Source organism: Thiorhodovibrio winogradskyi (assembly GCF_036208045.1).
In the GTDB taxonomy this organism is placed as follows: Bacteria; Pseudomonadota; Gammaproteobacteria; order Chromatiales; family Chromatiaceae; genus Thiorhodovibrio; species Thiorhodovibrio winogradskyi.
Genome location: NZ_CP121472.1, coordinates 2,024,701 through 2,046,195, shown reverse-complemented (window position 1 = coordinate 2,046,195; position 21,495 = coordinate 2,024,701). Strand labels below are relative to the sequence as shown.

Sequence of the window (21,495 nt, the reverse complement as noted above, 5' to 3'; positions counted from 1 at the left end):
CGTCAGCCCTTCAGCAGATCGAGATCGTCGACGTTGATGGTCTGGCGCCCGCGGAACAGGACCACCAGAATGGCCAGGCCGATGGCCGCCTCAGCGGCGGCGACGGTGAGAATGAAAAAGACGAACACCTGCCCCGCGGTATCGCCGAGAAAATGCGAAAAGGCGACGAAATTGATATTCACCGCCAGCAGCATCAGCTCAATGCACATCAGGAGAATAATCACATTCTTGCGATTGATGAAAATACCGGCCACGGCAATGGTGAACATCAGGCCGGCGAGTAGCAGATAATCCGAGAGCGCGATCATTGGTTTTCTCCCTTATCGCCCGCCTCGGCTGCCGGCACCGGCGCCGGTATCGTCTCGGGCGCCATCTTGACAATGCGAATGCGATCCGGTCCCTTGCGCACCCGCACCTGGGCGGAGGGGTCGAGATACTTGGCCGCGGGTCGCCGTCGCAAGGTCAGCCGAATCGCCGCGACGATGGCCACCAGCAAAATCACCGCCGCGATCTCGAATTGATACAGATAGGTGGTGTAAAGCTCCATACCCAGTTCGGCGGTATTGCTATACCCCGCCGCCTTTGCAACAGGGTTGGCGAACACATCCAGACCGAAATGTCCAGGGCCAAGCACCAGCAGCATGTTGAAGATCATCAGGCCAATGATGACCAGCCCGAGCGGAAGATAGCGAATAAACTGCGCGCGCATGGCGGCGATATCGATATCCAGCATCATCACCACGAACAAAAACAGCACCATGACTGCGCCGACATAGACCAACACCAGCACGATGCCGAGGAATTCCGCCTCGATCAGCAGCCAAAGCGCGGCAGTGGCGACAAAAGTCAGCACCAGATAGAGCGCCGCGTGCACTGGATTGCGCCGCGTCACGACCATCCCCGCGCCGAACAGGGTTATCGCGGCGAACAGAACAAAGAGAAATTTCTCGAAACCCATGAATGCGATGTCCGGTGATGAATCGGGGTAATGAAAAGCGACAGGGGTATTGCAGCCAAAGTCCCAACAGCCGATGTCGACCTAGCGATAAGGCGCGTCGGCCGTCCGTGCCGCGGCAATGCGTTCCTCGTACATGTCGCCAATGGCCAGGAGTTTGTCCTTGGTCATGATGTTGTCGCCGCGATTCTCGAAGTGATACTCATAGATATCGGTCTCGACAATGGAATCGACCGGGCAGGACTCCTCGCAGAAGCCGCAGTAAATGCACTTGAACAAATCGATGTCGTATCGGGTGGTGCGCCTTGAGCCATCCTCGCGCGGTTCAGCCTCGATCGTAATGGCCAAGGCGGGGCAGACCGCCTCGCACAGCTTACAGGCGATGCAGCGTTCCTCGCCGTTGGGGTAGCGGCGCAGCGCGTGCAGCCCCCGGAAGCGCGGCGAGATGGGCGCTTTTTCTTCCGGGTACTGAATGGTGAACTTGCGCTTGAACAGATAGCCGCCCGTCAGGCGCAGGCCTTTCAGCACCTCGACGAGCATCAGGCTGTTCAGATAATCAAGCGCGCGTTGCAGCATCGTCGGTTCTCAAGGTTTCGTCGGTCGAAAAATTCTTGCTCATCGGCCGCATGGAGAGGCGACTCGATCAGGCCCCCAATCAGGCCCCCAATCAGGCCAAGCATACGGCTCAGGCCGCTTCACTTCATTTCACTCTCACACTTGGAGGTTCACATTAGGCCGCTGACCACCAGGGTGGCACTTCAAGTACCACGCCCAAGGCCACCACCAAAATCCAAACGATGGTGATGGGAATGAACACCTTCCACCCCAGACGCATGATCTGATCATAGCGGTAGCGCGGCAGGGTCGCGCGCAGCCACAGGAAGACAAACATAAAAAAGAAGGTCTTCAGCAACAACCAGATCAGGCCAGGCACCCAGGAAAAGAGCATACCAAGCACCGGAATCCCCTGGAAAGGTGACAACCAGCCACCGAAGAACAGGAGCGCTGTCAGCATGGCGATCAGCACCATGTTGGCATATTCGGCAAGGAAAAAGACCGCGAAACCCATGCCGGAATATTCCACATGAAAGCCCGCGACGATTTCCGACTCACCCTCGGCGACATCGAAGGGCGCGCGATTGGTCTCGGCCACGCCAGAAATGTAATAGACCCCAAGTAACGGCAGCAGCGGCAGCCAATACCAGGTCAAGAAACTGCCACTTTGCGCCTGGACAATGGCGGTGAGATTGAGACTGCCGGCAGCGACCAGCACCCCGACCAGGGCGAAGCCCATGGCGATCTCATAGGCGACTATCTGGGCCGCGGCACGCAGTGAGCCCAAAAAAGCGTATTTGGAATTGGACGCCCAGCCCGCGATGATAACCCCATAGACACCAAGCGAAGTCAGCGCCAGCACATAGAGTAGCCCGGCATCGATGTCGGCCAGCACCAGACCATCGTCGAAGGGCACCACGGCCCAAGCGGCCAAGGCGGGCGCGATGGCAATCAGGGGTGCGGCGAAGAACAGCACCTTGTTGGCCTTCGCCGGCACGATGATTTCCTTCACCATCAACTTGAGCGCATCGGCGATGGGTTGCAGCAGCCCGCGCCAGCCAACCCGATTGGGGCCGATGCGCACCTGGATGTAGCCGATCACCTTGCGCTCGGCGTAGGTGTACCAGGCAACCACCGCAAGCAGCGGCCCGAGAATGGCCAGGGTGGCTGTGAGACTGCGCAACGGCAGGGGCAAACTCGACCAAAGCTCCATCATCGGGCTATCCTCGCGCCTTGCTCAGGGTGACGGGACCAATCTGGGCGCCCAAGGTCTCGCTGCCTGGCACCGCCGCCGGAATGCGCGCGCACCCGAGAGGCAAGCTGTCAGTGATGCCGACTCTGGCCGTCGCCGTGGCATCGCCTTGACGGATGCTGACATCGTCTCCAGCAGCCAGACCCAGTTTTTCCGCCTGTTCGGGATTCAACTGAACACCAAGGCCTTCCGCCAGCGTGGTGCGTTGCAGCGCTGGGGCATGTCGCACCAGCAGGTCACTCGCGTAAATGGGCACTGGACCGACCCGCGTCAGCGACTCACCAATGTCTGGCAGTTCCACCGCCGGGCGCGGGGCCCGGGCACCGTTATCGAAGCCGCTATCAAGCTGGGTCTCACCGCACAGCTCCCGCACCTCACTAGCGATATCGCGCGCGCTGTTGTAGCCGAAGCCGTCCAGCCCGAGCAGATTGCCCAGCACCCGCAGCACCTTCCAGCCCGGGCGCGCCTCGCCAGGCGGCGCCACCGCACCCTGAAAGCGCTGCCACAGCCTCCCAGCGTTCACAAAGGTGCCGGAAGTCTCGGCAAATGCGCCGATAGGCAGCAGCAAATGCGCGACCTGCTCGAGCGCGGGTGTGCGCAAGGCCGAGCAGCCAATCACCAACTGCGCGCCTGCCAGCGCGGAGCGCGCCAACGCCGGGTCGATGAGATCAGCCGCCGGATCCAGATCCCACAGCAGATAAGCCTGGCGCGGCGCGGTCAGCATCTCGCGCGCATTCAGGCCAGAGGTCTCCAGCACGGCCGCGCCAGCCCCCAAATGCGGCAGCGCGCCGGCCAAGGCCGAGGCGGTACTATTGGCCGCCGGCAGATAACCCAGGCGCGCGCCACTGCCGCTGGCAATGGTCTCGGCCAGCGCCTTGATAATGGCATAGTCAGGATCGGCAGCGGCCAGAGCGCCGAGCAGAATAACGCCACCGCCGCCGGAACGGGCCGCGCGCAGTTGCTCGGCCAGCGCTCGGTGCCGGTCATTGGGTTCGGCCATGCCGATCAACTCGGCCACCGCGCCCGAGCCACGCAAATCGAGCGCCGCGGCCAGGGCGCCAAGCTCGACCAATAGACAGCCGGGCGGCGCGATGAATTGCTGGCTCGGATGCGTCAGCGCCAGACTGAAATAATGAAAGACAGCAACAGTGGCACCCTTGAGCGCAGCCTTGCGGATACGATGAGCCAACAGCGGCTGCTCGGCGCGAAGGTCGCTGCCGATCACAACCACGGCCTGCTGGCGTTCCAGCTCGGCGATGGGCAGCCCCAGCCAGGGCCGGACGGGATCCGATCCATCGCCGCGAAAATCCTGCTGGCGCAGGCGGCTATCGATGTTGGCACTGCCGAGCCCGCGCACCAGCTTTTGCAGCAGATACTGTTCCTCGAGCGTGGCAGTGGGCGCGAGTAGACAACCGATCTGTTCGGGGTCGACCGCGCGCAGCCCATCGGCGGCCAGCTTGAGCGCGGATTCCCAGTCGATCTCCCGCCAACGTCCGTCGCGCTTGACCATGGGCTGCTCAAGCCGCGCCTCGCTGTTCAGCCCTTGGTAACTGAAGCGGTCGCGATCGGAAATCCAGGTTTCGTTGACATCCTCGTTGGCTCGGGGGTGTACTCGCATCACCTGATTGCCGCGCACATGCAGGCGCAGATTGGTTCCCACTGCATCGTGCGGCGAGATGCTGTCGCGCCCAGTCAACTCCCAGGCGCGGGCGGTGAAGCGATAGGGTTTGGACGTTAGGGCACCGACTGGGCAGAGATCAATGATATTGCCCGAGAGTTCATGACTGACAGTGTGCGCCACGAAGGTGCCGATGCGCATATCCTCGCCGCGGCCAGTGGCACCCAACTCGCGCATGCCAGCGATCTCGGCGCCAAACCGCACGCAGCGGGTGCAGTGGATACAGCGGGTCATGTCGGTCGCGATGAGCGGGCCGAGATCCTCGTCCTGGACCACACGCTTGCGCTCGCTAAAGCGGGAGACATCCTCGCCATAGCCCATGGAGACATCCTGCAGCTCGCACTCCCCGCCCTGATCGCAGATGGGGCAGTCGAGCGGATGGTTGATCAGCAGGAACTCCATGGTGCCGCGCTGCGCCTCGAGTGCCTTGTGCGAGCGGGTTTGCACCTTCATGCCCTCGCCGACCGGCGTGGCGCAGGCTGGTATCGGCTTGGGGAAGGGCCGACCGCCCTGTTCGGCCTCGACCAGGCACATGCGGCAGTTGGCCGCGATGGACAGCTTGGGGTGATAGCAAAAACGCGGGATGGCGATGCCCTCGCGATCAGCGACCGCGATGATCATCTCGCCAGGCGTCGCCTCACAGGTGCGACCATCGATTTCCAGTGTGATCTTGTCGGACATCGCGCCCTTGCTATGCAGTGAAATGGGGGATCGGTGAATTCGCGGATCCTGGCTCGAGTAATCAGGCCGCCTTGGCGCTGACAGCGCCCTCGGAGGCAGGCTGGACTAACCTCTGGTCAGCCGCCTCGATCAAGTCTTCGAACTCGTGACGATAGTGCTTCAGAAAACTCTGCACCGGCATGGCAGCGGCATCGCCCAGAGCGCAGATGGTGCGCCCGCCGATACGTCCGGCGACACTATCGAGCAGGTCGAGATCCTGCCGTCGCCCCTGCCCGTTAAGAATGCGGTCCAGCACCCGCGCGAGCCAACCGGTGCCCTCGCGACACGGGGTACATTGGCCGCAGGACTCGTGCGCGTAGAAATGCGCCAGATTGGCCAGCACCTTGACCATGCTGGTACCCTCGGCGATGACAATGACGGCACCCGAGCCCAGCATGGAACCAGCCTTGGCGATGGAGTCGTAATCCATGTCCACGTTCATCATGAGCTGGCCCGGCACCACGGGCACCGAGGAACCACCGGGAATCACCGCCTTTAACTCGCGTCCCCCTTTCACGCCGCCGGCCATGGCCAGCAGCTCGCGGAAGGGCGTGCCGAGCGGAACCTCGAAATTGGCGGGGTTCTCGACATGACCGGTGACCGAGAACAACTTGGGCCCGCCATTATTCGGCCGCCCCTGGTCAAGAAACCACTGTCCGCCCTTCTCCAGGATGACCGGCACCGAGGCCAGGGATTCGGTATTGTTGATGGTGGTCGGTCGGCCGAACAGCCCCGCTTGCGCCGGGAAGGGCGGCTTATAGCGCGGCTGGCCTTTCTTGCCCTCAATGGACTCAAGCAGGGCGGTTTCCTCGCCGCAGATGTAGGCGCCAGCACCAAGGTGTGTGTAAAGATCAAAATCCACGCCGGAGCCGAACACATTCTTGCCGAGCAGTCCGGCGCCATAGGCCTCCTCGAGGGCGGCATTAAAGCGCGCGATGGGCTCGTGGAACTCGCCGCGGATGTAGTTGTAACCGGCGCTGGCACCGATGCAATAACCGGCGATGGCCATGCCTTCAATCAGCTGATGTGGATTGAAGCGCAGGATATCGCGATCCTTACAGGTACCTGGCTCGCCCTCGTCGGAGTTGCAGACAATGTATTTCTGCCCCGGTGCCTGACGCGGCATGAAGCTCCACTTCAAGCCCGTTGGAAAACCCGCGCCACCACGACCACGCAGGGCCGAGAGTTTTAACTCCTGAATGATGTCGTTCGGGTCGATCCGATCACGCAGAATTCGCTCCCATTGCTGGTAGCCACCGAGCGCCTGGTATTCCTCCAGCCGATAGCGCCGCTCGGGCGGCAGATGCATGGTGCGGAAGCAGACGGTATTGTGGTTTTCAACCATAATCGCAACTCTTGAATCGCAACTCAGGCCGGCGGATCAGTCGAGTGCGTTGATCAGGCGGTCGAGCGAGGCAGGCGACAGCCGCTCGTGATACACCTTGTCAACCAGCACGGCGGGCGCGTCCTTGCAAGCACCGAGACACTCAAACTCTTTCAACGTGAATTTGCCATCGGCGCTGGTCTGGCCGGGCTCGATCCCATAACGCTCGCGCACATGATCGATCAGCTCCTCGCTGCCATTGAGCAGGCAAGAGATACTGTTACAAATACAGACCTTATGGCGACCGACGGGCTCAAGATCATACATGCCATAGAAGCTGGCCACCTCATAGACCGAAACCTCGGGCATGTCCAGATAGGCGGCGATATCGTCCATCAGCGCGCGCGTCAGGGAGCCGCCATTGGCATCCTGAACCAGTGTCAGGGCCGCCATCACCGCGGATTGCTTCCATTCAGATGGATACTTGGCGACTTCCCGATCAATGGCGGCGCGCAAATCCTCACTGAACAGACTGTCTTTGTCGCGGTCATGGATGACCGCAAGTGGAGCGGTACGAAAGCTCATCAGCGGTCCACCTCCCCGAAGACGATATCCATGGTGCCGATAATGGCGACCACATCGGCCAGCATGTGCCCCCGTGACATTTCATCCATGGCGGCCAGGTGCGCGAAACCGGGCGCGCGAACTTTCAGCCGATAAGGTTTGTTCGCGCCATCGGCGACAATGTAGCAGCCAAACTCGCCCTTGGGTGCCTCCACGGCGGCATAGACCTCGCCGGGCGGCGGGCAGTAGCCCTCGGTGAACAGCTTAAAATGATGGATCAGACCTTCCATGTCGTCTTTCATCTCGGTGCGCGCCGGTGGCGAGACCTTATGGTCGCCGATCATCACCGGGCCCTGATTGGCGCGCAGCCAGTCGATACACTGGCGAATGATGCGATTGGACTGGCGCATCTCCTCGACCCGCACCAGATAGCGGTCATAGCAATCGCCATTCACCCCCACCGGGATATCGAAATCCATCTTGTCATAAGCGGCATAGGGCTGTTTCTTGCGCAAATCCCATTCCACACCCGAGCCACGCAGCATCGGTCCGGTAAAGCCCAGCGCCTTGGCGCGCGCGCCATCGACCACGCCAATACCAACGGTGCGCTGCTTCCAGATGCGATTGTCGGTCAGCAGGGTCTCGTACTCATCGACCAGGGCCGGGAAGCGATCAGTGAAGTCCTGAATAAAATCGAGCAGCGAGCCCGCGCGCGCTTTGTTCAGACTCTGGAACTCGCGCTTGCCATGCCATTTCGAGCTTTCCTCGGAGAAGCGCGGCATCTGGCCCGGCAGATCGCGATAGACACCACCGGGGCGATAATAGGTGGCATGCAGGCGCGCGCCCGAGACCGCTTCGTAGCAGTCCATCAGATCCTCGCGCTCACGGAAGCAATAGAGAAACACGCTCATGGCGCCGACATCGAGCGCATGGGCACCAAGCCACATCAGGTGGTTTAGAATCCGCGTGATTTCATCGAACATGGTGCGGATATATTGGGCGCGAATGGGCGCTTCTATCCCCAGCAGCTTTTCGATCGCCCGCACATAGCCGTGCTCATTGCACATCATGGACACATAATCGAGGCGATCCATGTAGCCGATGCTTTGGTTGAAAGGCTTGGTCTCGGCGAGTTTCTCGGTGCCGCGATGCAAAAGCCCGATATGTGGATCCGCCCGTTCGATCACCTCGCCCGACATTTCCAGCACCAGACGCAGCACACCATGGGCCGCCGGGTGCTGAGGGCCAAAGTTCAGCGTGTAATTGCGAATCTCAGGCATTGGCCTCTCCGCTGGTCAGGCCTTCGTCAAGATAGCGACTGTCATCGCGAATCACGCGCGGCACCAGCACGCGTGGCTCAATGCTGACCGGCTCGTAGACCACCCGCTGTTGCTCGGGGTCATAACGCATCTCGACCTGACCACTGAGCGGAAAGTCCTTACGGAAGGGATGGCCAACAAAGCCGTAGTCAGTCAGGATACGGCGCAAATCCGGATGGCCATTGAACAGAATGCCGAAAAGATCGAAACACTCGCGCTCAAACCAGTCCGCCACTGGCCAAAGCGACACCACGGAATCCACCATGGGTGAGGAAGCCGACACATGCACCCGCAAGCGCAAGCGGCGATTGTGCTTCACCGACAGCAAGTGATAGACCACGGCGAAACGCCGATCGGAGTCCAGATTTAAATCCGGTTCACGATCGACACCGCGGCCAAAACCGTCACTCGAGGCCAGTTCAGTCTCCCATTCGGACTGACCGAAGGCCGCGTAATCCACCCCACAGAGATCAATCAGCTGCTCGAAGCTGAATGTGGGTCCATCGCGCAGCTCGCCACACACAGCAAGCAAATCAGCTGGCGTCACGACCAGGGTCAGTTCGCCAGGCGCACGGATGAGTTCTTGTACGCGCGTTGTGAAGGACTCGACCAATGACTCGGCCAGCGCATCAAGGCGCGCATCGCCGGTGCTCGTGGAAGGTGCGGTATCAGCGAGTTGATTCACGGCAAAGTCAGGGTCTCGGTAACGGATGCTGAACTGTAACTGGAGACGGGATGCGTGCGGTTAGGAGTCAGTGCCAGTTTGGATACAAAGTTAGCGCGCGATCGTATTGGTGCGGCGAATCTTGTTCTGGAGTTGCAACACACCATAGAGCAGCGCCTCGGCCGTTGGCGGACAACCCGGCACATAGATATCGACAGGAACAATGCGATCACAACCGCGCACCACTGAGTAAGAGTAGTGGTAATAGCCACCGCCATTGGCACAGGAGCCCATGGAAATGACCCAACGCGGCTCGGCCATTTGGTCATAGACCTTGCGCAAGGCCGGTGCCATTTTATTGACCAGGGTTCCGGCGACAATCATGACATCGGACTGGCGCGGACTGGGGCGGAAAATAATCCCAAAACGGTCAAGATCATAGCGCGCGGCGCCGGCGTGCATCATCTCCACGGCGCAGCAGGCCAGACCGAAGGTCATGGGCCATAGGGAGCCGGTGCGCGCCCAATTGATCAGTTGATCGGCCGTCGTGGTGACAAAGCCTTCTTCCAACAAGCCTTCAATGCTCATCGTACGCTCCCGTCATTCAACCCGAGGCCAAGCCGATCAGAGGTGACCTGATCAAAAACCACCCTGCTTGAGGCATCCCGAGTTAACGAATTCTGACCAGCGGCCGCCGGACAGGCGATCATTCCCATTCGAGTGCCCCTTTTTTCCACTCGTAAATGAAGCCGACAACCAGGATACCAAGGAAGAGCGCCATGGCGATCAAAGCCGTCATTCCCAAGTCATCAAGCACCACGGCCCAGGGGAAAAGAAAGGCGATTTCCAGGTCAAAAACGATAAAGAGGATGGCAACCAGGTAGTAGCGCACATCAAACTTGATGCGGGCGGTCTCGAAAGCATCGAAACCACACTCGTAAGGAGAGTCTTTTTCAGCATCCGGCTTGCGCGGACCGATGAGCGCGCCAAGCACCAAGGGACCAACGCCAATGAGCAGCGCCACTCCCGTGAAGATCAGAATATGCAGATAGTCCTCGAGCATGCGAGTGACTCCCCTCCCCTGCCCAACAGTGGTAATGGGAGCGCCGTGACAATTGTCAGAGCCCAAAGGCTGCGCGAGCCAGGACATCTGTCATCAGCGCGACCACCGGAATGGTCCATCAAACAGGCTTGGCCGGTCTTGAATCAAAACCGCTCAAGCTCAAAAAACGGCGACGAAGCAGTCGCGCTCCCCCTGAGGGGAATGCGCTTTATAACAGGTTTTTTCTGACTGCTTACTATCCGTATTTGGTGCCGACGGCCGGACTCGAACCGGCACGGCTTGCGCCACTGCCCCCTCAAGACAGCGTGTCTACCAATTCCACCACGTCGGCGATAAAAGTGAGTGTGACAAATGACCCATTGCGCTTAGCGAGTGTGGCGCCAGAAGCGCGGTTAGCGGTCGCCTTCTGGCACGCCAGTATCACCTTGGGTCTCATCATCCAAATCAGCATCCGAGTGCGCTGACGGCAAATCTGAGTCTGATGTTTGCGTATTCGCCCCAGCATCGGGCACTTCCACATCAGGCAGATCATCCATTTCCACATCCGGAAAATCATCGGTCGACGGGGCCTGTGCGCTCTGGCCTTCAGCAGATTCGTTGACTCGCGGTAATGCGGATTCAATTTGCTTGGCATCAGAAAGCGGAAGATCATCCATCAGCCCCGCTGGCTCCCCAACCTTGGTCGCATAGTATGCCAGTGCGATGCTGGTCAGGAAAAATGCCGTTGCCAAAATCGCCGTGGAGCGAGATAGAAAATTACCTGATCCTTGCGCTCCAAATACTGTTGCTGAGGCGCCACTGCCGAAGGCTGCTCCAGCATCGGCGCCCTTGCCATGCTGGATGAGCACGAGCGCGATCAGCCCGATCGCAAGCAGCAGATGTACAATGGTTAAAATCGTTTGCATGAAACACTCGCCGACCTATCAGGGCGAACCTAAATGAGCGCCGCCCGTTCTGTCCTACCGTCCGGAGTTGGTGGCACTATTGCCCGATACAAAATGTGCCAGATGCAAAATGCCTGATGAAATCCCTTTCAAGTACCCTTTGCCTTAATAGGAGCCAGCAAACTGATACCCATACCGCTGAATCGATTAGGCATTCGCCTCGGCCGCCGCGCATATAGCGAGGAAATCACTCGACTTCAGAGCTGCTCCTCCAATCAGGCCACCGTCAATGTCCGCCTGGCCAATGAGCTCCATCGCGTTGCCGGGCTTCATGCTACCACCGTAGAGAATCCGCACCGCTTCGGCCTCGGCTTGACTTTTGGCCGCGATGCGCTGGCGCAGAAAAGCATGAACCTCTTGAGCTTGCTCGGGTGTCGCCGTGACGCCTGTGCCAATGGCCCAGACCGGCTCGTAGGCGATCACGCCGAGACCTATAGCCTTGGCCCCCGCTCCTTCGAGTACGGCATCGAGATGGCGAGCGACCACTTCCTCGGTCTTGCCATGCTCGCGCTCCTCAAGCGACTCGCCAACACAAAGAACGGGCGTTAGGCCGGCGGCGAGCGCCTGATCGTATTTCTTAGCGATCAGGGCATCAGACTCGGCATTGAACATGCGACGCTCGGAATGGCCGATGATGGCGTAGGTGCAACCGAAGTCCTTCAGCATGCGCGCGGACACCTGGCCGGTGAAGGCACCGTCGGACTCGTTCGAGACATCCTGAGAACCCCAGCGAATATTCGACCCGGCGAGTAACCCCTCAATGAGCTGAAGGTAGGGAAATGGCGGACAGACGGCAATTTCCGCCTTCTGAACTTTCGCGGCTCCGGCTTTGATGCCGTTAACCAAATCCGCAGCATCCGCTTTGCTGCCGTTCATTTTCCAGTTACCCGCAACCAGTGGCTGGCGCATGTCATTTCCCTCCAAAAAAGAGCCGTGCATGTTAGCGATATTGGACCGACAGCGCAACCCAATGCGATGCAGTCGCGACGGGAAAAGTTTCGTACACGATTAATGTTACACTACAGCGTTCTTGATTTGCTCTCTGATTCAATCATTTGAGCAAAAATCGCGATGTTTTGCCACAATGTCCTCAGGCACTTTCCAAGGTTCGGTCGCTTGACCTACCCGCTCAGCCGAAGGTCACTACTCTTGATGGTCACTCCCGCCAAAGTTCGCATCGGCTCCCCGCGCCCTCCCCCCTAACGCCTGGCAACGCAAAACAGCATCAAGATCAGGTGCGACAGCCCTGTTGACCGCATTCCACGCACAGGAATTCTAACCCATGTCACCGGACTCCAAGCCATCCGACACTTTACCCCCAAATCGAACTCAGGTCGCCCTGAATCGCAAAGCAGCTGGCAACCGGGTGATCGCCCGGGTCACTCTCGGCAAGGAACCGCTCACAATCGATCAAACCTGGCTGACCACCGAGCTCCAACACGCCGACTTGAAAGGCGCGGTCATTTCAAAAACCGGCATTTTGCAGCTCCAGCGAATGATCGCCAGCGGTGAGGACGGAGAGGTTGAAATTGGCGAATACCATGATGCCGTCGTCAGACTCCAGATCAGCGATGACAACTTGGTGGCCAAGCTGATCCTAAAAACCGCGCGCGGGGGCGAACCCACCTCCAGCGAACATTTGTCGGAAGTTTTCGAACACGCAAAGATCGCAAGCCATCTTATTGATCACAAAGCCATCAATCGACTGCTCGCGGCGGTTCCCACCGCCACACCTGGCTCGACCCTGCAAATCGTCATTGCGCGCGGGAAGGCACCTATCAATGGGCGGGACAGTTATTTTGAGCCGTTGGTTCAGGTCAGCGAGAGACGCCCGGCAGAACGTGCTGACGGGTCGTTGGATTACCGAGATCTTGGCGCGATTCCAACCGTCAAACCAGGAGACATCCTGATGCGTCGCCATCCCCCAACCAAGGGAGATGATGGCTTTACAATTGAGGGTGAGGTCATCAAAGCCAAGGACGGTCGCCAACTCCAATTCAAGCGGCACAAAGGCACCGCCATCGCCGAAGATGATCCGAATCTGCTGATCGCATCCATTAATGGACAACCCGTATTACAGCAAGCCGGTGCGTCCGTCGATCCCGTGCTCACGGTCGAGGATGTCAACCTGCGTTCGGGTCATATCGACTATGACGGCACCCTAATGGTCAGAGGCAGCGTCAGCCCTGGCATGCACATCAAAGTCTCAGGCGACGTACACATAATGGGAATGGTGGAATGCGCCAAACTTGAGGTCGGCGGTAACCTGGATGTCAAAATGGGAATTTCAGGCCCAACCGACGATGCGCGAGAGGAAGGCTTGAGCATGCACGTGCGTTGCCATGGGAACCTGAGCGCCGGTCACGTCGAGAAAGCCGAGCTGGATGTCAAGGGTGATATCACCATCAAGAGCCAACTCACTCACAGCCAGGTGAATTGCGACAATCAGGTCATCGTGGGTTCGACCGGACAGCCGCGCAGCGGCATTGTTGGCGGTTGCATCCGCGCCACCACGCTGATTCGCGCGCAAAACCTGGGTGCCCAGGCGGGCATCACGACCGAGGCAATCATTCAGACATCCGTCGACATCCTAATCAAACTCGAAGAACACAACGACGAAATCGCCTGTAAACAAGCGGATCTTGGCCGCTTGCTCAAGGTGATGGTTGAGCTCTCCAAGACCCAGGCACCCGACATTGAAGCCCGCCTAACAACCATCAACAGCACCTGTGACCGCTTAAAGGCGGAACTCAGCACCATTACCCTTGAACGCGAGCAGCTGCAAGCAAGGGCCGATGACATCATGAATCACTGCATCGAGGTTCCAGGCACCGTCTATCCAGGCGTCGTGCTGACCATTGGTGACAAAACCCTGGAAATCACCGACGCCATCAGCCAAGTTTGCTTCCGCTATGCCGAGGATCGACTGACCCATCGGCCCCTGCAACCCCAAACCAAGTAGCCAGTCCTTGCCCCCCCATATTGACAGGCAGGCTGGCAGGCAACGCCGCCTGACAGTCCGCCCCGAAGGCATCAAGACGGCTGGGGGGCTTTTGATGGGCGTAATATTTTTGTTGGCGCATCCGCCAAGGACTGGGCATCTGCCGCCGCCTTGGGAGCCTTCGTCCCGTCCGCCGGTTGCTCGACCTGATTGACGCGCACCAGAGCGACCGTGATGTTATCCACGCCGCCACGCTTGCACGCAAGCTTGATCAGGGTATCGGCCACCGTCTCCAGGGAGCCCGCGGCGATCAAGACATTTTGCAGCTCATCGAAGGGCACCATGCCCGTCAACCCGTCGGAGCAAAGCAGGTAGATATCCCCTTCGAGGAGATTGGTGGTGTCAGTGGTGGCCTTGATATGCGCGGCCGAGCCGAGGGCGCGCGTTAGCACATTGTCGGTAATGCCATATTCACGAGCATCGGCCAAGCTCGGGAAAAAGCCCTGGTCGACCACTTCCTGAATGAAAGAATGATCGCGCGTGAGTTGTTTGAGCTCACCATCGCGGAGCCGGTATAGGCGCGAGTCACCGACGTGACCATACACCATCCATCCCTGCCCGAAAAAGCCCATCACCACTGTGGTACCCATCCCTGAGCATTCGGGCTCCTCGCGCGCATGGCGCACAATAGCGCCATTGGCTTCATCCACCGCGGCCTCGGTCAACAACTGCGCGATGCGCGCATCCGAGCGGCTGGGCGCGCGCTTGATAAAACGCTCGGAGATGATGTCCACCGCCATGCGACTGGCCACTTCTCCCGCACTGGCTCCACCAACCCCGTCGGCGACAATCGCCAGGCAATGCTCGGGATGCACCGCGACCGAGTCCTCGTTGCCCTTGCGAACCATGCCACGATGCGTACGACAGGCGAACTCCAGTGCCCCATGTTGGTCAGCCACTGCACACCACCTCTTTCACCCCTTATCCTGATATCCTTTGTCAATGCCTATTGCGAGGCAGCATCGAGCAGCTGGGCCAAGCGCTTTGGTTCCACATATCCTGGCACCATCTCGCCACTCTCAAGCACAATCGCGGGTGTTCCGCGGATGCCAAGCAGCTCTCCCAGTTCCATGTGCTCACGGACCGGATTCTTGCAGTTAGCCGATGGCACTTTCTCGCCGTTCTTGGCCGCGGTCATCGCGGCTCTCTGGTCATCGGCACACCAAACCGAAACGGCTTTGTTATAAGAAGGGCTTCCCGGACCACTGCGCGGGTAAAACAGGTAACGCACGCTGATCCCCTCTTGATTGTAGCCATCAATCTCGTGATGCAATTTTCGGCAGTAGCCGCAATCGATATCGGTGAACACCGTGACCTGGTGTTTAGGCTGGTCGGCGGCGAATAGAATCACATCCTCGTCCGCGACACCCGCCATGGTGCGCTGGCGCGCCTCGGCCTGGGCCGACTCGGCAATATTTTCCCGCGTCTGCAAATCAATCACCGCGCCGTCGATCAGGTAGCGACCATCGGAGGTCACGAACATGACCTGCGGACCTATGTCCACCTGGTAAAGACCATCGACCACCGATGGCTTGACCGATGTCGGTTGATGCTCAGGCAATACTTTGGCCAGCGCTGCGCGAATCGTCGCGGCATCATCCGCCAATGTCGGACCTGTCAACGCCATACCCAGCGCAATCAGCGGCATCGCCAGAATGCTCTGCAGTGACCGTCTTCCGCGACCCTGAGGAGAGTGATAGGTGGAGGTTCGGGAATTGGTGGATGCCATCATGCAAAATCCTCGCTCATCGTTAATCGCGGAAATTTGTGAATTGAAGCGGCAGCTTCCAATCGGTATTGCGCAACTCGGCAATGGCGTCTTGCAGATCATCGCGTTTTTTGCCGCTGATCCGCAGTTGATCACCCTGTATCTGCGCCTGTACCTTGAGCTTGCTGGCCTTGAGCGCCTTGATCATGCGCTTGGCGGTGTCCGAGTCGACACCCTGCTTGATGCCGATGCGTTGCCGGGCGGCATTCAGCGTGGTGATGGGGTCATCGACCTCCAACGCGGCGAGATCGACCGAGCGTTTGACCAGCTTCTGGCGCAAAATGTCCATCATTTGTCCCAGTTGGAATTCCTGCTCGGCGTGCAGATCAATCGCGCCATCCTGGAGTTCAAAGCGCGCCTCGACCCCTTTGAAATCAAAGCGCGTCGCAATCTCGCGCCCAGCCTGATCAACCGCATTGCGGACTTCCTGCAGGTCGGCCTCCGCGACCACGTCAAACGAGGGCATCGCGCCTCCACCAAAGTTTAAAGCAACCCATGAATGCTGGAAGGCTACCATAGTTTCGCGCCGCGGCGAGAGTGTTTGCGCGGGAGAGCACGGCCTCATCATTCATGCGCGCGGATGATGCTGGGCATGGAGTTCCTGCAGGCGCGCCTTGGCGACATGGGTGTAAATTTGGGTGGTTGATAAGTCGCTGTGACCCAGTAGCATCTGCACCACGCGTAAATCAGCGCCATGGTTGAGCAAATGGGTAGCGAAAGCATGGCGCAGGCTGTGCGGCGACAGCTCCACCACAATGCCGGCTTCCAGCGCATAGCGCTTGATCAGCTGCCAGAACGCCTGGCGGGTCATGCAGCAACCGCGACTGGTCGGAAACACTTGAGTACATTGACGCGCGCCCAGTAGCTCCGCGCGTGGTCCGCGCGCAAACTCTGCAAGCCACGCCAAGGCTTCCTCGCCCAGAGGCACCAGACGCTCCTTGCTGCCCTTGCCCATCACCCGCACCACGCCTTGATTGAGGCTGACGGAATTCCATTCGAGCGTCACCAGCTCGGTCACCCGCAGGCCGGTGGCATAAAGCACCTCCAGCATGGTCCTGTCCCGGTGCCCGCGGGCCGACTCGGTGTCGGGCGCTTGCAGCAGGGCTTCCACATCCGCCTCGCTGAGCGAGCGCGGCAAGGGCCGGCCAAGCTTGGGCGCATCAATCCGCGTGCTGGGATCCTTGTCGATCAGCCCCTGGCGCAACAGATGGCCATAGAATTGGCGCAAACAGGACAACACCCGCGCCGAGGAACGCGGCTTGATGCCCTTGACCGCCAGAACCCCCAGATAATCGATGAGATCAATCCGATCCGCCGCCGCTGGTTCGCGCGCGCGGGTGGCCTCCAGCCAGTCGCAAAAGGCGCGCAGATCAGATTGGTAGGCCGTCAAAGTGTTGGGACTCAGCCCCCGTTCCATCCACAAGGCATCGGCAAAAGCTTCCACCACGGTCGCAGTCGCGTCTTTCATCCACCGAACTCCGCCAGATTCACGCCCTCATGCCGAAGCAGCCAGGTTTTGAGGTTAAGCGACGCGCCTTGGGTCTGTCCAACAAAACCACCCAGACCCGCGCTCGCCACCACCCGATGACAGGGCACCAGGATCGGACAAGGATTCGCGCGACAGGCATTTCCGACCGCGCGGGCGCTGCTGCCCAGCTCGGCGGCAAGCTCGCCGTAGCGACGAACCGTCCCACAGGGAATCCGCCGCAACAGCTGCCAGACACGCTGTTGGAACGCCGTGCCGGAAAGCTCCAGGCTCAAGTCAAAAGGCTGCCTGGGGTCATAAAAATAACCTTGAACCGCGCGCTCAAGCCAGTCAGGCGCCGCCACGGTGGGGAGCTGCGCTTGCGCATCGCCAAGCGGCAGACGCAGCCCAACAACCACCTGCCCCTGCCAGTCAACGACCAGCGGACCAAGCGGCGATACAAGAACAGACGATTGCGAGGAACTTCTCAAGATCGCGATGACCCTCTGCCGCTGAGAACTCAAAGAGATGATACTTGATAGGGACTGCTTGCCGGGTGACATGCTATTCGCGTCGCACTTCAACAAGCTGATCTTGATCGCCATCCCCCAAAAGGACGCGGGGCTGATCAAAATGTCGTTCGTGGCATCCTGAATCAGCATCCTAGCAGTAGCGCTGAGAGCAGGGCTGGCTTCCTCCAAAATCGGGTGTTTCATATTTCCTCACCTATGGGAAACGACGGGCATTGTAGAGCGGATCGAAACAGCCCGGCTTGGTGAGCCATTTACGGGAACTGCGGGTCAATGCGTCTTTTCGTAGTTGCCGCGACGGCTGTTAGGATGTTCGGGCCGGTGGAACGAGAGAGAACGACATACCGCTTCAATTTTTGGTCGCATAACTGCATTCGCAATGTGGGTACAGTTCCATGTCAACAAATAGTTGATTCCATTGACTGCAGCGATTGCGACATGATAAGCGTCAAGTTCAGCTTTCTGAGGCAGCGATCCATGGTTCAATAAAGCTTGCGCCACCAATTTGACCTATTCTGTTGCTTCGAGCTCAGGAATATCCACTATGGCAGACATCCGGCGAGACGCAGCATCTAAATTCCCACGAGACGCTTCTGCGATAACGACAGCAATAACCGGCGCAATTGGAGCGTAGCGGAAATTGCGTCCGGGTTGATTGCATTGTTAGGGCTGGCGGGCTAAAATGTACTGCAATGCAGTACATATATAAGGATAGAATAGTGGATACTATCAGCGTCAACCAGTTTCGAGATAAGCTGAAAAACTGTGTAGAACAGGTAATTAGCGAACATATACCCATTAGAGTAACTCGCCGAAATGGTAAGGATTTTGTGGTTATTAGCGCAGAAGACTGGGAACGTGAGCAGGAAACCCTATTTGTGCTCCAGAATTCCAGCTTGATGGAGCAGATTGCCGAATCAGCCCGGACACATACGAGCCTTACTGGGTACACACCAACTGATGAAGAAACCCATGAGATCGTTGGTGTTTGAAGGTAATACATGGGCTACCTATGAAGAACTCAGAACACGCGATAAAGGCTTGCACAAAGCGCTTTGCGCCATCCTGAAGGAAATGCTCCGCAATGATCCAGCCATCGGAACAGGGAAACCTGAACCCCTTCGCCAAAACCTGACAGGATTTTGGTCGCGCCGACTGAGCCAGAAAGACCGCGTGATATACAAATTCGACGAGCAATACATATATATCTTTGCTATCGGTGGGCACTACGATCAGTTTAAGCACTAACGCCATGCTCAGCCGAGCCGGTTGAGCGAGCGCGAAACCGGCTTCGGCTGGAGAACCGTGTTAGATAATATTAAATGGTGGTCTGTCCCGGTTTTTCCCACGCCCGCTTGGTTTGCATCGGCTATACTCAACCCGAACAACCCATGCCACAACATCCCGTGCCAAGGCCATCACAATGACCGAAAGCGAACTGAAAGACGCCATCAAACGCGAACTGCCCGGCTATCTGCGCGAGGATCCGGCGTTTCGTGCCTTTGTGCTGGAACTGACGCGCGAGGCCTATGCGGATCGAGCCCAGACGACTGACTGGTTCCAGCAGGCCATGGCCGAATTGCGCGAGGGCCGTGCACGCGAAGATGAGCGCTGGAAAGCCTACCTGCGCGACCGCGAGGATCAGAATCGTAAGTGGGACGAGCAAAACCGCAGGTGGGACGAGCAAAACCGCAAGTGGGATGAGCAGAGCCGCAAGTGGGACGAGAACCAGTCTGAAATTCGCCAGCTCAATGAAGCCTTGACGGCCATGGCGAAAAAGCATGACCGCGGTATTGGCGCCTTGGGCGCGCGTTGGGGTTTGCAATCCGAGAAAGCCTTTCGCGATGCTCTGGCCGGAATTCTCGAAGAGAACTTTGGCGTTGAGGTGATCAACTACAACGGCTATGACAATTCCGGCGAGGTCTTCGGCAAGCCTGAACAGATCGAGCTGGATGTCATCATCAAGAACGGGCTGCTGATCCTCTGCGAACTAAAGTCGTCCATCGACAAGGGTGGCATGTATCTGTTCGAGCGCAAGGCACGCTTCTATGAGCGCGAGCACCAGCGCCAGGCAACGCGCTTGATCGTCATCTCGCCGATGATCGAGCCGAAGGCGTACAAGGTGGCTGAGCGGCTGGGGATTGATTGTTATGGAGATTCGTTGGAGGTTGAGAGCCTTTAAGGGCGAATCCTGGGTAAGCGCTGGGTTCTTTATCCTAGGGGCTGAAATAGGTAGCCAAATCTCTTGGTCATTATTTTAAAGTAGCGGCAGGCGGTTTAATGATTAACCGAACCTGGAACATTTTTTCCAGCGCGTTGATTCGATGCCTGAGAATCAAATCGACCCTGACCCCATTAATTGACCAGATCGGCGCCATGATTGAGCAAGTGGGTGGCAAAGGCGTGGCGCAGGCTGTGCGGGGAGAGCTCCGCCATAATGCCGGCCTCGAGTGCATAGCGCTTAATAAGCTGCCTAAAGGCCTGAAGGGTCATGCAGCAACCGCGACTGGTCGGGAACACCTGGCTGCACTGGCGCCCCCCCCAGCAACTCAGCCCGCGGCCCGCGAGCAAACTCCGCCAGCCAGGTCAGTGCTTCCTCGCCCAAAGGCACCAGTCGCTCCTTGCTGCCCTTGCCCATCACCCGCACCACGCCCTGATTGAGGCTGACTGAACTCCAGTCGAGCGTGACCAGTTCAGTGACCCGCAAGCCGGTGGCATAGAGCACCTCGAGCATGGTTCTGTCCCGATGACCGCGCGCGACTTCGGTATCGGGCGCCTGCAGCAGGGCTTCGACATCGGCCTCGCTCAAGGAATGCGGCAGCGGCCGACCAAGCTTGGGCGCGTCGATGCGGAGGCTGGGATCCTTGTCGATGAGCCCCTGACGCAACAGATGCCCGTAGAATTGCAGCAAACAGGACAAGACCCGGGCCGACGAACGCGGTTTCAGGCCCTTGCCTGCCAAAACCCCGAGATAGTCCATCAGATCAATGCGATCCGCAGCCGCTGGTTCGCGCGCGCGCGCCCTCCAGCCACTCGCAATAAGCACGCAAATCGGACTGATAGGCCGAGAGGGTATTGGGACTCAAACCCCGCTCCATCCAAAGCGCGTCAGCGAAGGCCTCCACCACCGCCGCGGTGGCGTCTTTCATGCACCCAGCTCCGTCAACTCCAAGCCCTCATGGCGCAGCAGCCAGGTTTTGATGCGCATGGTCGCACCCTCGGTTTGTCCAGCAAAACCGCCAAGACCGCGCCGCGCCACGACCCGATGACAGGGCAGCAGCAGCGGACAAGGATTGGCCCGACAGGCGTTACCGACCGCGCGCGCGCTGCTGCCAAGCTCCGCCGCCAAGTCACCGTAGCGGCTGACGCGACCAGCCGGAATCCGCCGCAGCGCCTGCCACACCCGTTGCTGAAAGGCCGTCCCCTCGGGCCGCACGGCAAGGCTGAACTCATGGGTCGCAGCGCGAAAATAGGCTTGAAACTCCTGCTCGAGCCAAGCTGGCGCCGGCACAGCCTGAGCGGGTGGGAGCGCCTTGTCCAGCGGCAGGCGCACGCGGCTGACCACTCCATCCCGCCAGTCAACAGCCAGGGCGCCAAATGGGGCGGAGATCATGGAGCAGTTGGTATTGGAGGTCATCGGGAGTTTCGCCGCCATCAAGTTAGATCCCGAGCAAGCGCTCGCCAGGGCGCGCA

Annotated in this window: 26 protein-coding genes and 1 tRNA gene; 4 read left to right on the top strand and 23 right to left on the bottom strand. The window is 59.0% G+C overall.

Features of this window, described 5'->3' with window-relative positions:
- Positions 1 to 2: 2 nt before the first annotated feature.
- The 14 genes from nuoK to tpiA form a co-directional block, all read right to left on the bottom strand.
- On the bottom strand, positions 3 to 308 hold the full coding sequence (gene nuoK, locus Thiowin_RS09175; protein WP_328987425.1) for an NADH-quinone oxidoreductase subunit NuoK: 306 nt from the start codon (positions 306 to 308) through the stop codon (positions 3 to 5).
- Positions 305 to 958: an NADH-quinone oxidoreductase subunit J gene (locus Thiowin_RS09170; protein WP_328987424.1), complete on the bottom strand. Its 654-nt coding sequence runs from the start codon at positions 956 to 958 to the stop codon at positions 305 to 307. Before Thiowin_RS09170 ends, nuoK begins: the two co-directional genes overlap by 4 nt.
- Positions 959 to 1,039: 81 nt before the next feature.
- Entirely contained in the window at positions 1,040 to 1,531 is a 492-nt protein-coding gene (gene nuoI, locus Thiowin_RS09165) for an NADH-quinone oxidoreductase subunit NuoI (RefSeq protein ID WP_328987423.1), read from the bottom strand.
- Between the two features lie 154 nt (positions 1,532 to 1,685).
- Positions 1,686 to 2,726, bottom strand: a complete 1,041-nt coding sequence (nuoH, locus tag Thiowin_RS09160) for an NADH-quinone oxidoreductase subunit NuoH (RefSeq protein WP_328987422.1) — start codon at positions 2,724 to 2,726, stop codon at positions 1,686 to 1,688.
- 4 nt (positions 2,727 to 2,730) lie between these two features.
- Entirely contained in the window at positions 2,731 to 5,121 is a 2,391-nt protein-coding gene (nuoG, locus tag Thiowin_RS09155; RefSeq protein ID WP_328987421.1) for an NADH-quinone oxidoreductase subunit NuoG, read from the bottom strand.
- A 61-nt stretch (positions 5,122 to 5,182) separates the two neighbouring features.
- Positions 5,183 to 6,505: an NADH-quinone oxidoreductase subunit NuoF gene (gene nuoF / locus Thiowin_RS09150; protein ID WP_408034184.1), complete on the bottom strand. Its 1,323-nt coding sequence runs from the start codon at positions 6,503 to 6,505 to the stop codon at positions 5,183 to 5,185.
- A gap of 36 nt (positions 6,506 to 6,541) precedes the next feature.
- Positions 6,542 to 7,069 carry an NADH-quinone oxidoreductase subunit NuoE family protein gene (locus Thiowin_RS09145; RefSeq protein WP_328987420.1) on the bottom strand — a complete coding sequence of 176 codons (528 nt, stop codon included), beginning with the start codon at positions 7,067 to 7,069 and terminating at the stop codon, positions 6,542 to 6,544.
- Complete coding sequence (locus tag Thiowin_RS09140; protein ID WP_328987419.1) at positions 7,069 to 8,328, bottom strand: NADH-quinone oxidoreductase subunit D; 1,260 nt, start codon at positions 8,326 to 8,328, stop codon at positions 7,069 to 7,071. Before Thiowin_RS09140 ends, Thiowin_RS09145 begins: the two co-directional genes overlap by 1 nt.
- Complete coding sequence (locus Thiowin_RS09135) at positions 8,321 to 9,052, bottom strand: NADH-quinone oxidoreductase subunit C (protein WP_328987418.1); 732 nt, start codon at positions 9,050 to 9,052, stop codon at positions 8,321 to 8,323. The genes Thiowin_RS09140 and Thiowin_RS09135 overlap by 8 nt, the downstream gene beginning before the upstream one ends.
- A 90-nt stretch (positions 9,053 to 9,142) precedes the next feature.
- Complete coding sequence (locus tag Thiowin_RS09130) at positions 9,143 to 9,619, bottom strand: NuoB/complex I 20 kDa subunit family protein (protein ID WP_009146990.1); 477 nt, start codon at positions 9,617 to 9,619, stop codon at positions 9,143 to 9,145.
- 118 nt (positions 9,620 to 9,737) lie between these two features.
- On the bottom strand, positions 9,738 to 10,094 hold the full coding sequence (locus Thiowin_RS09125; RefSeq protein ID WP_328987417.1) for an NADH-quinone oxidoreductase subunit A: 357 nt from the start codon (positions 10,092 to 10,094) through the stop codon (positions 9,738 to 9,740).
- 246 nt (positions 10,095 to 10,340) lie between these two features.
- Positions 10,341 to 10,425 (bottom strand) — tRNA-Leu (locus tag Thiowin_RS09120).
- 61 nt (positions 10,426 to 10,486) lie between these two features.
- Positions 10,487 to 10,999 (bottom strand): preprotein translocase subunit SecG, encoded by a 513-nt coding sequence (gene secG / locus Thiowin_RS09115; protein ID WP_328987416.1) that lies wholly within the window; start codon positions 10,997 to 10,999, stop codon positions 10,487 to 10,489.
- A 186-nt stretch (positions 11,000 to 11,185) separates the two neighbouring features.
- Positions 11,186 to 11,947, bottom strand: a complete 762-nt coding sequence (tpiA, locus tag Thiowin_RS09110) for a triose-phosphate isomerase (RefSeq protein WP_328987415.1) — start codon at positions 11,945 to 11,947, stop codon at positions 11,186 to 11,188.
- Between the two features lie 373 nt (positions 11,948 to 12,320).
- Here tpiA and Thiowin_RS09105 point away from each other — a divergent pair, with 373 nt between their 5' ends.
- On the top strand, positions 12,321 to 14,000 hold the full coding sequence (locus Thiowin_RS09105; protein ID WP_328987414.1) for a DUF342 domain-containing protein: 1,680 nt from the start codon (positions 12,321 to 12,323) through the stop codon (positions 13,998 to 14,000).
- A gap of 71 nt (positions 14,001 to 14,071) precedes the next feature.
- On the opposite strand, the gene Thiowin_RS09100 is transcribed toward Thiowin_RS09105, so the two are convergent.
- From Thiowin_RS09100 to Thiowin_RS09080, 5 genes are all read right to left on the bottom strand, one after another.
- Positions 14,072 to 14,938 carry a PP2C family protein-serine/threonine phosphatase gene (locus Thiowin_RS09100; RefSeq protein WP_328987413.1) on the bottom strand — a complete coding sequence of 289 codons (867 nt, stop codon included), beginning with the start codon at positions 14,936 to 14,938 and terminating at the stop codon, positions 14,072 to 14,074.
- A 47-nt stretch (positions 14,939 to 14,985) separates the two neighbouring features.
- Positions 14,986 to 15,771, bottom strand: a complete 786-nt coding sequence (locus Thiowin_RS09095) for a DsbC family protein (protein WP_328987412.1) — start codon at positions 15,769 to 15,771, stop codon at positions 14,986 to 14,988.
- Between the two features lie 19 nt (positions 15,772 to 15,790).
- On the bottom strand, positions 15,791 to 16,273 hold the full coding sequence (locus tag Thiowin_RS09090) for a YajQ family cyclic di-GMP-binding protein (RefSeq protein ID WP_328987411.1): 483 nt from the start codon (positions 16,271 to 16,273) through the stop codon (positions 15,791 to 15,793).
- Positions 16,274 to 16,375: 102 nt separating this feature from the next.
- Complete coding sequence (xerD, locus tag Thiowin_RS09085; protein WP_328987410.1) at positions 16,376 to 17,275, bottom strand: site-specific tyrosine recombinase XerD; 900 nt, start codon at positions 17,273 to 17,275, stop codon at positions 16,376 to 16,378.
- Positions 17,272 to 17,763 carry a methylated-DNA--[protein]-cysteine S-methyltransferase gene (locus Thiowin_RS09080; protein WP_328987409.1) on the bottom strand — a complete coding sequence of 164 codons (492 nt, stop codon included), beginning with the start codon at positions 17,761 to 17,763 and terminating at the stop codon, positions 17,272 to 17,274. Before Thiowin_RS09080 ends, xerD begins: the two co-directional genes overlap by 4 nt.
- A 758-nt stretch (positions 17,764 to 18,521) precedes the next feature.
- On the opposite strand from Thiowin_RS09080, the gene Thiowin_RS09075 reads away from it, so the two are divergent.
- The 3 genes from Thiowin_RS09075 to Thiowin_RS09065 all read left to right on the top strand — a co-directional run bounded on the left by Thiowin_RS09075 (position 18,522) and on the right by Thiowin_RS09065 (position 19,984).
- Positions 18,522 to 18,794, top strand: coding sequence for a type II toxin-antitoxin system Phd/YefM family antitoxin (locus Thiowin_RS09075; RefSeq protein WP_328987408.1), 273 nt, complete (start codon positions 18,522 to 18,524; stop codon positions 18,792 to 18,794).
- A complete protein-coding gene (locus Thiowin_RS09070; RefSeq protein ID WP_328987407.1) occupies positions 18,775 to 19,050 on the top strand; it encodes a Txe/YoeB family addiction module toxin in 276 nt (91 codons plus the stop codon). Before Thiowin_RS09075 ends, Thiowin_RS09070 begins: the two co-directional genes overlap by 20 nt.
- Before the next feature lie 175 nt (positions 19,051 to 19,225).
- Positions 19,226 to 19,984, top strand: coding sequence for a PD-(D/E)XK nuclease family protein (locus Thiowin_RS09065; protein WP_328987406.1), 759 nt, complete (start codon positions 19,226 to 19,228; stop codon positions 19,982 to 19,984).
- Between the two features lie 173 nt (positions 19,985 to 20,157).
- Here Thiowin_RS09065 and Thiowin_RS09060 read toward each other — a convergent pair whose 3' ends face one another.
- Genes Thiowin_RS09060 through Thiowin_RS09045 form a run of 4 tightly spaced genes read right to left on the bottom strand, consistent with a single transcriptional unit; the run spans position 20,158 to position 21,457 of the window.
- On the bottom strand, positions 20,158 to 20,295 hold the full coding sequence (locus tag Thiowin_RS09060; RefSeq protein WP_328987405.1) for a tyrosine-type recombinase/integrase: 138 nt from the start codon (positions 20,293 to 20,295) through the stop codon (positions 20,158 to 20,160).
- On the bottom strand, positions 20,276 to 20,782 hold the full coding sequence (locus tag Thiowin_RS09055) for a tyrosine-type recombinase/integrase (RefSeq protein WP_328987404.1): 507 nt from the start codon (positions 20,780 to 20,782) through the stop codon (positions 20,276 to 20,278). The genes Thiowin_RS09060 and Thiowin_RS09055 overlap by 20 nt, the downstream gene beginning before the upstream one ends.
- A gap of 4 nt (positions 20,783 to 20,786) precedes the next feature.
- A complete protein-coding gene (locus Thiowin_RS09050; RefSeq protein ID WP_328987403.1) occupies positions 20,787 to 20,951 on the bottom strand; it encodes a site-specific integrase in 165 nt (54 codons plus the stop codon).
- The gene (locus Thiowin_RS09045) at positions 20,948 to 21,457 is read right to left on the bottom strand and encodes a methylated-DNA--[protein]-cysteine S-methyltransferase (RefSeq protein ID WP_328987402.1); all 510 of its coding nucleotides are present in this window, start codon (positions 21,455 to 21,457) and stop codon (positions 20,948 to 20,950) included. The genes Thiowin_RS09050 and Thiowin_RS09045 overlap by 4 nt, the downstream gene beginning before the upstream one ends.
- Positions 21,458 to 21,495: the final 38 nt, after the last annotated feature.

What these genes read in the sequence shown, in the direction of transcription:
- Thiowin_RS09130 (WP_009146990.1), bottom strand. Translation starts at nt 9,619, where the DNA reads ATGAGCATTGAAGGCTTGTTGGAAGAAGGCTTTGTCACCACGACGGCC.
- Thiowin_RS09060 (WP_328987405.1), bottom strand. Translation starts at nt 20,295, where the DNA reads ATGACCCTTCAGGCCTTTAGGCAGCTTATTAAGCGCTATGCACTCGAG.
- Thiowin_RS09070 (WP_328987407.1), top strand. Translation starts at nt 18,775, where the DNA reads ATGAGATCGTTGGTGTTTGAAGGTAATACATGGGCTACCTATGAAGAA.
- Thiowin_RS09105 (WP_328987414.1), top strand. Translation starts at nt 12,321, where the DNA reads ATGTCACCGGACTCCAAGCCATCCGACACTTTACCCCCAAATCGAACT.
- Thiowin_RS09095 (WP_328987412.1), bottom strand. Translation starts at nt 15,771, where the DNA reads ATGATGGCATCCACCAATTCCCGAACCTCCACCTATCACTCTCCTCAG.
- Thiowin_RS09170 (WP_328987424.1), bottom strand. Translation starts at nt 958, where the DNA reads ATGGGTTTCGAGAAATTTCTCTTTGTTCTGTTCGCCGCGATAACCCTG.
- Thiowin_RS09090 (WP_328987411.1), bottom strand. Translation starts at nt 16,273, where the DNA reads ATGCCCTCGTTTGACGTGGTCGCGGAGGCCGACCTGCAGGAAGTCCGC.
- nuoF (WP_408034184.1), bottom strand. Translation starts at nt 6,505, where the DNA reads ATGGTTGAAAACCACAATACCGTCTGCTTCCGCACCATGCATCTGCCG.
- nuoH (WP_328987422.1), bottom strand. Translation starts at nt 2,726, where the DNA reads ATGATGGAGCTTTGGTCGAGTTTGCCCCTGCCGTTGCGCAGTCTCACA.
- nuoG (WP_328987421.1), bottom strand. Translation starts at nt 5,121, where the DNA reads ATGTCCGACAAGATCACACTGGAAATCGATGGTCGCACCTGTGAGGCG.
- Thiowin_RS09145 (WP_328987420.1), bottom strand. Translation starts at nt 7,069, where the DNA reads ATGAGCTTTCGTACCGCTCCACTTGCGGTCATCCATGACCGCGACAAA.
- Thiowin_RS09140 (WP_328987419.1), bottom strand. Translation starts at nt 8,328, where the DNA reads ATGCCTGAGATTCGCAATTACACGCTGAACTTTGGCCCTCAGCACCCG.
- Thiowin_RS09065 (WP_328987406.1), top strand. Translation starts at nt 19,226, where the DNA reads ATGACCGAAAGCGAACTGAAAGACGCCATCAAACGCGAACTGCCCGGC.
- nuoK (WP_328987425.1), bottom strand. Translation starts at nt 308, where the DNA reads ATGATCGCGCTCTCGGATTATCTGCTACTCGCCGGCCTGATGTTCACC.
- Thiowin_RS09125 (WP_328987417.1), bottom strand. Translation starts at nt 10,094, where the DNA reads ATGCTCGAGGACTATCTGCATATTCTGATCTTCACGGGAGTGGCGCTG.
- Thiowin_RS09050 (WP_328987403.1), bottom strand. Translation starts at nt 20,951, where the DNA reads ATGAAAGACGCCACCGCGGCGGTGGTGGAGGCCTTCGCTGACGCGCTT.
- Thiowin_RS09055 (WP_328987404.1), bottom strand. Translation starts at nt 20,782, where the DNA reads ATGGACTATCTCGGGGTTTTGGCAGGCAAGGGCCTGAAACCGCGTTCG.
- secG (WP_328987416.1), bottom strand. Translation starts at nt 10,999, where the DNA reads ATGCAAACGATTTTAACCATTGTACATCTGCTGCTTGCGATCGGGCTG.
- tpiA (WP_328987415.1), bottom strand. Translation starts at nt 11,947, where the DNA reads ATGCGCCAGCCACTGGTTGCGGGTAACTGGAAAATGAACGGCAGCAAA.
- xerD (WP_328987410.1), bottom strand. Translation starts at nt 17,275, where the DNA reads ATGAAAGACGCGACTGCGACCGTGGTGGAAGCTTTTGCCGATGCCTTG.
- Thiowin_RS09045 (WP_328987402.1), bottom strand. Translation starts at nt 21,457, where the DNA reads ATGGCGGCGAAACTCCCGATGACCTCCAATACCAACTGCTCCATGATC.
- nuoI (WP_328987423.1), bottom strand. Translation starts at nt 1,531, where the DNA reads ATGCTGCAACGCGCGCTTGATTATCTGAACAGCCTGATGCTCGTCGAG.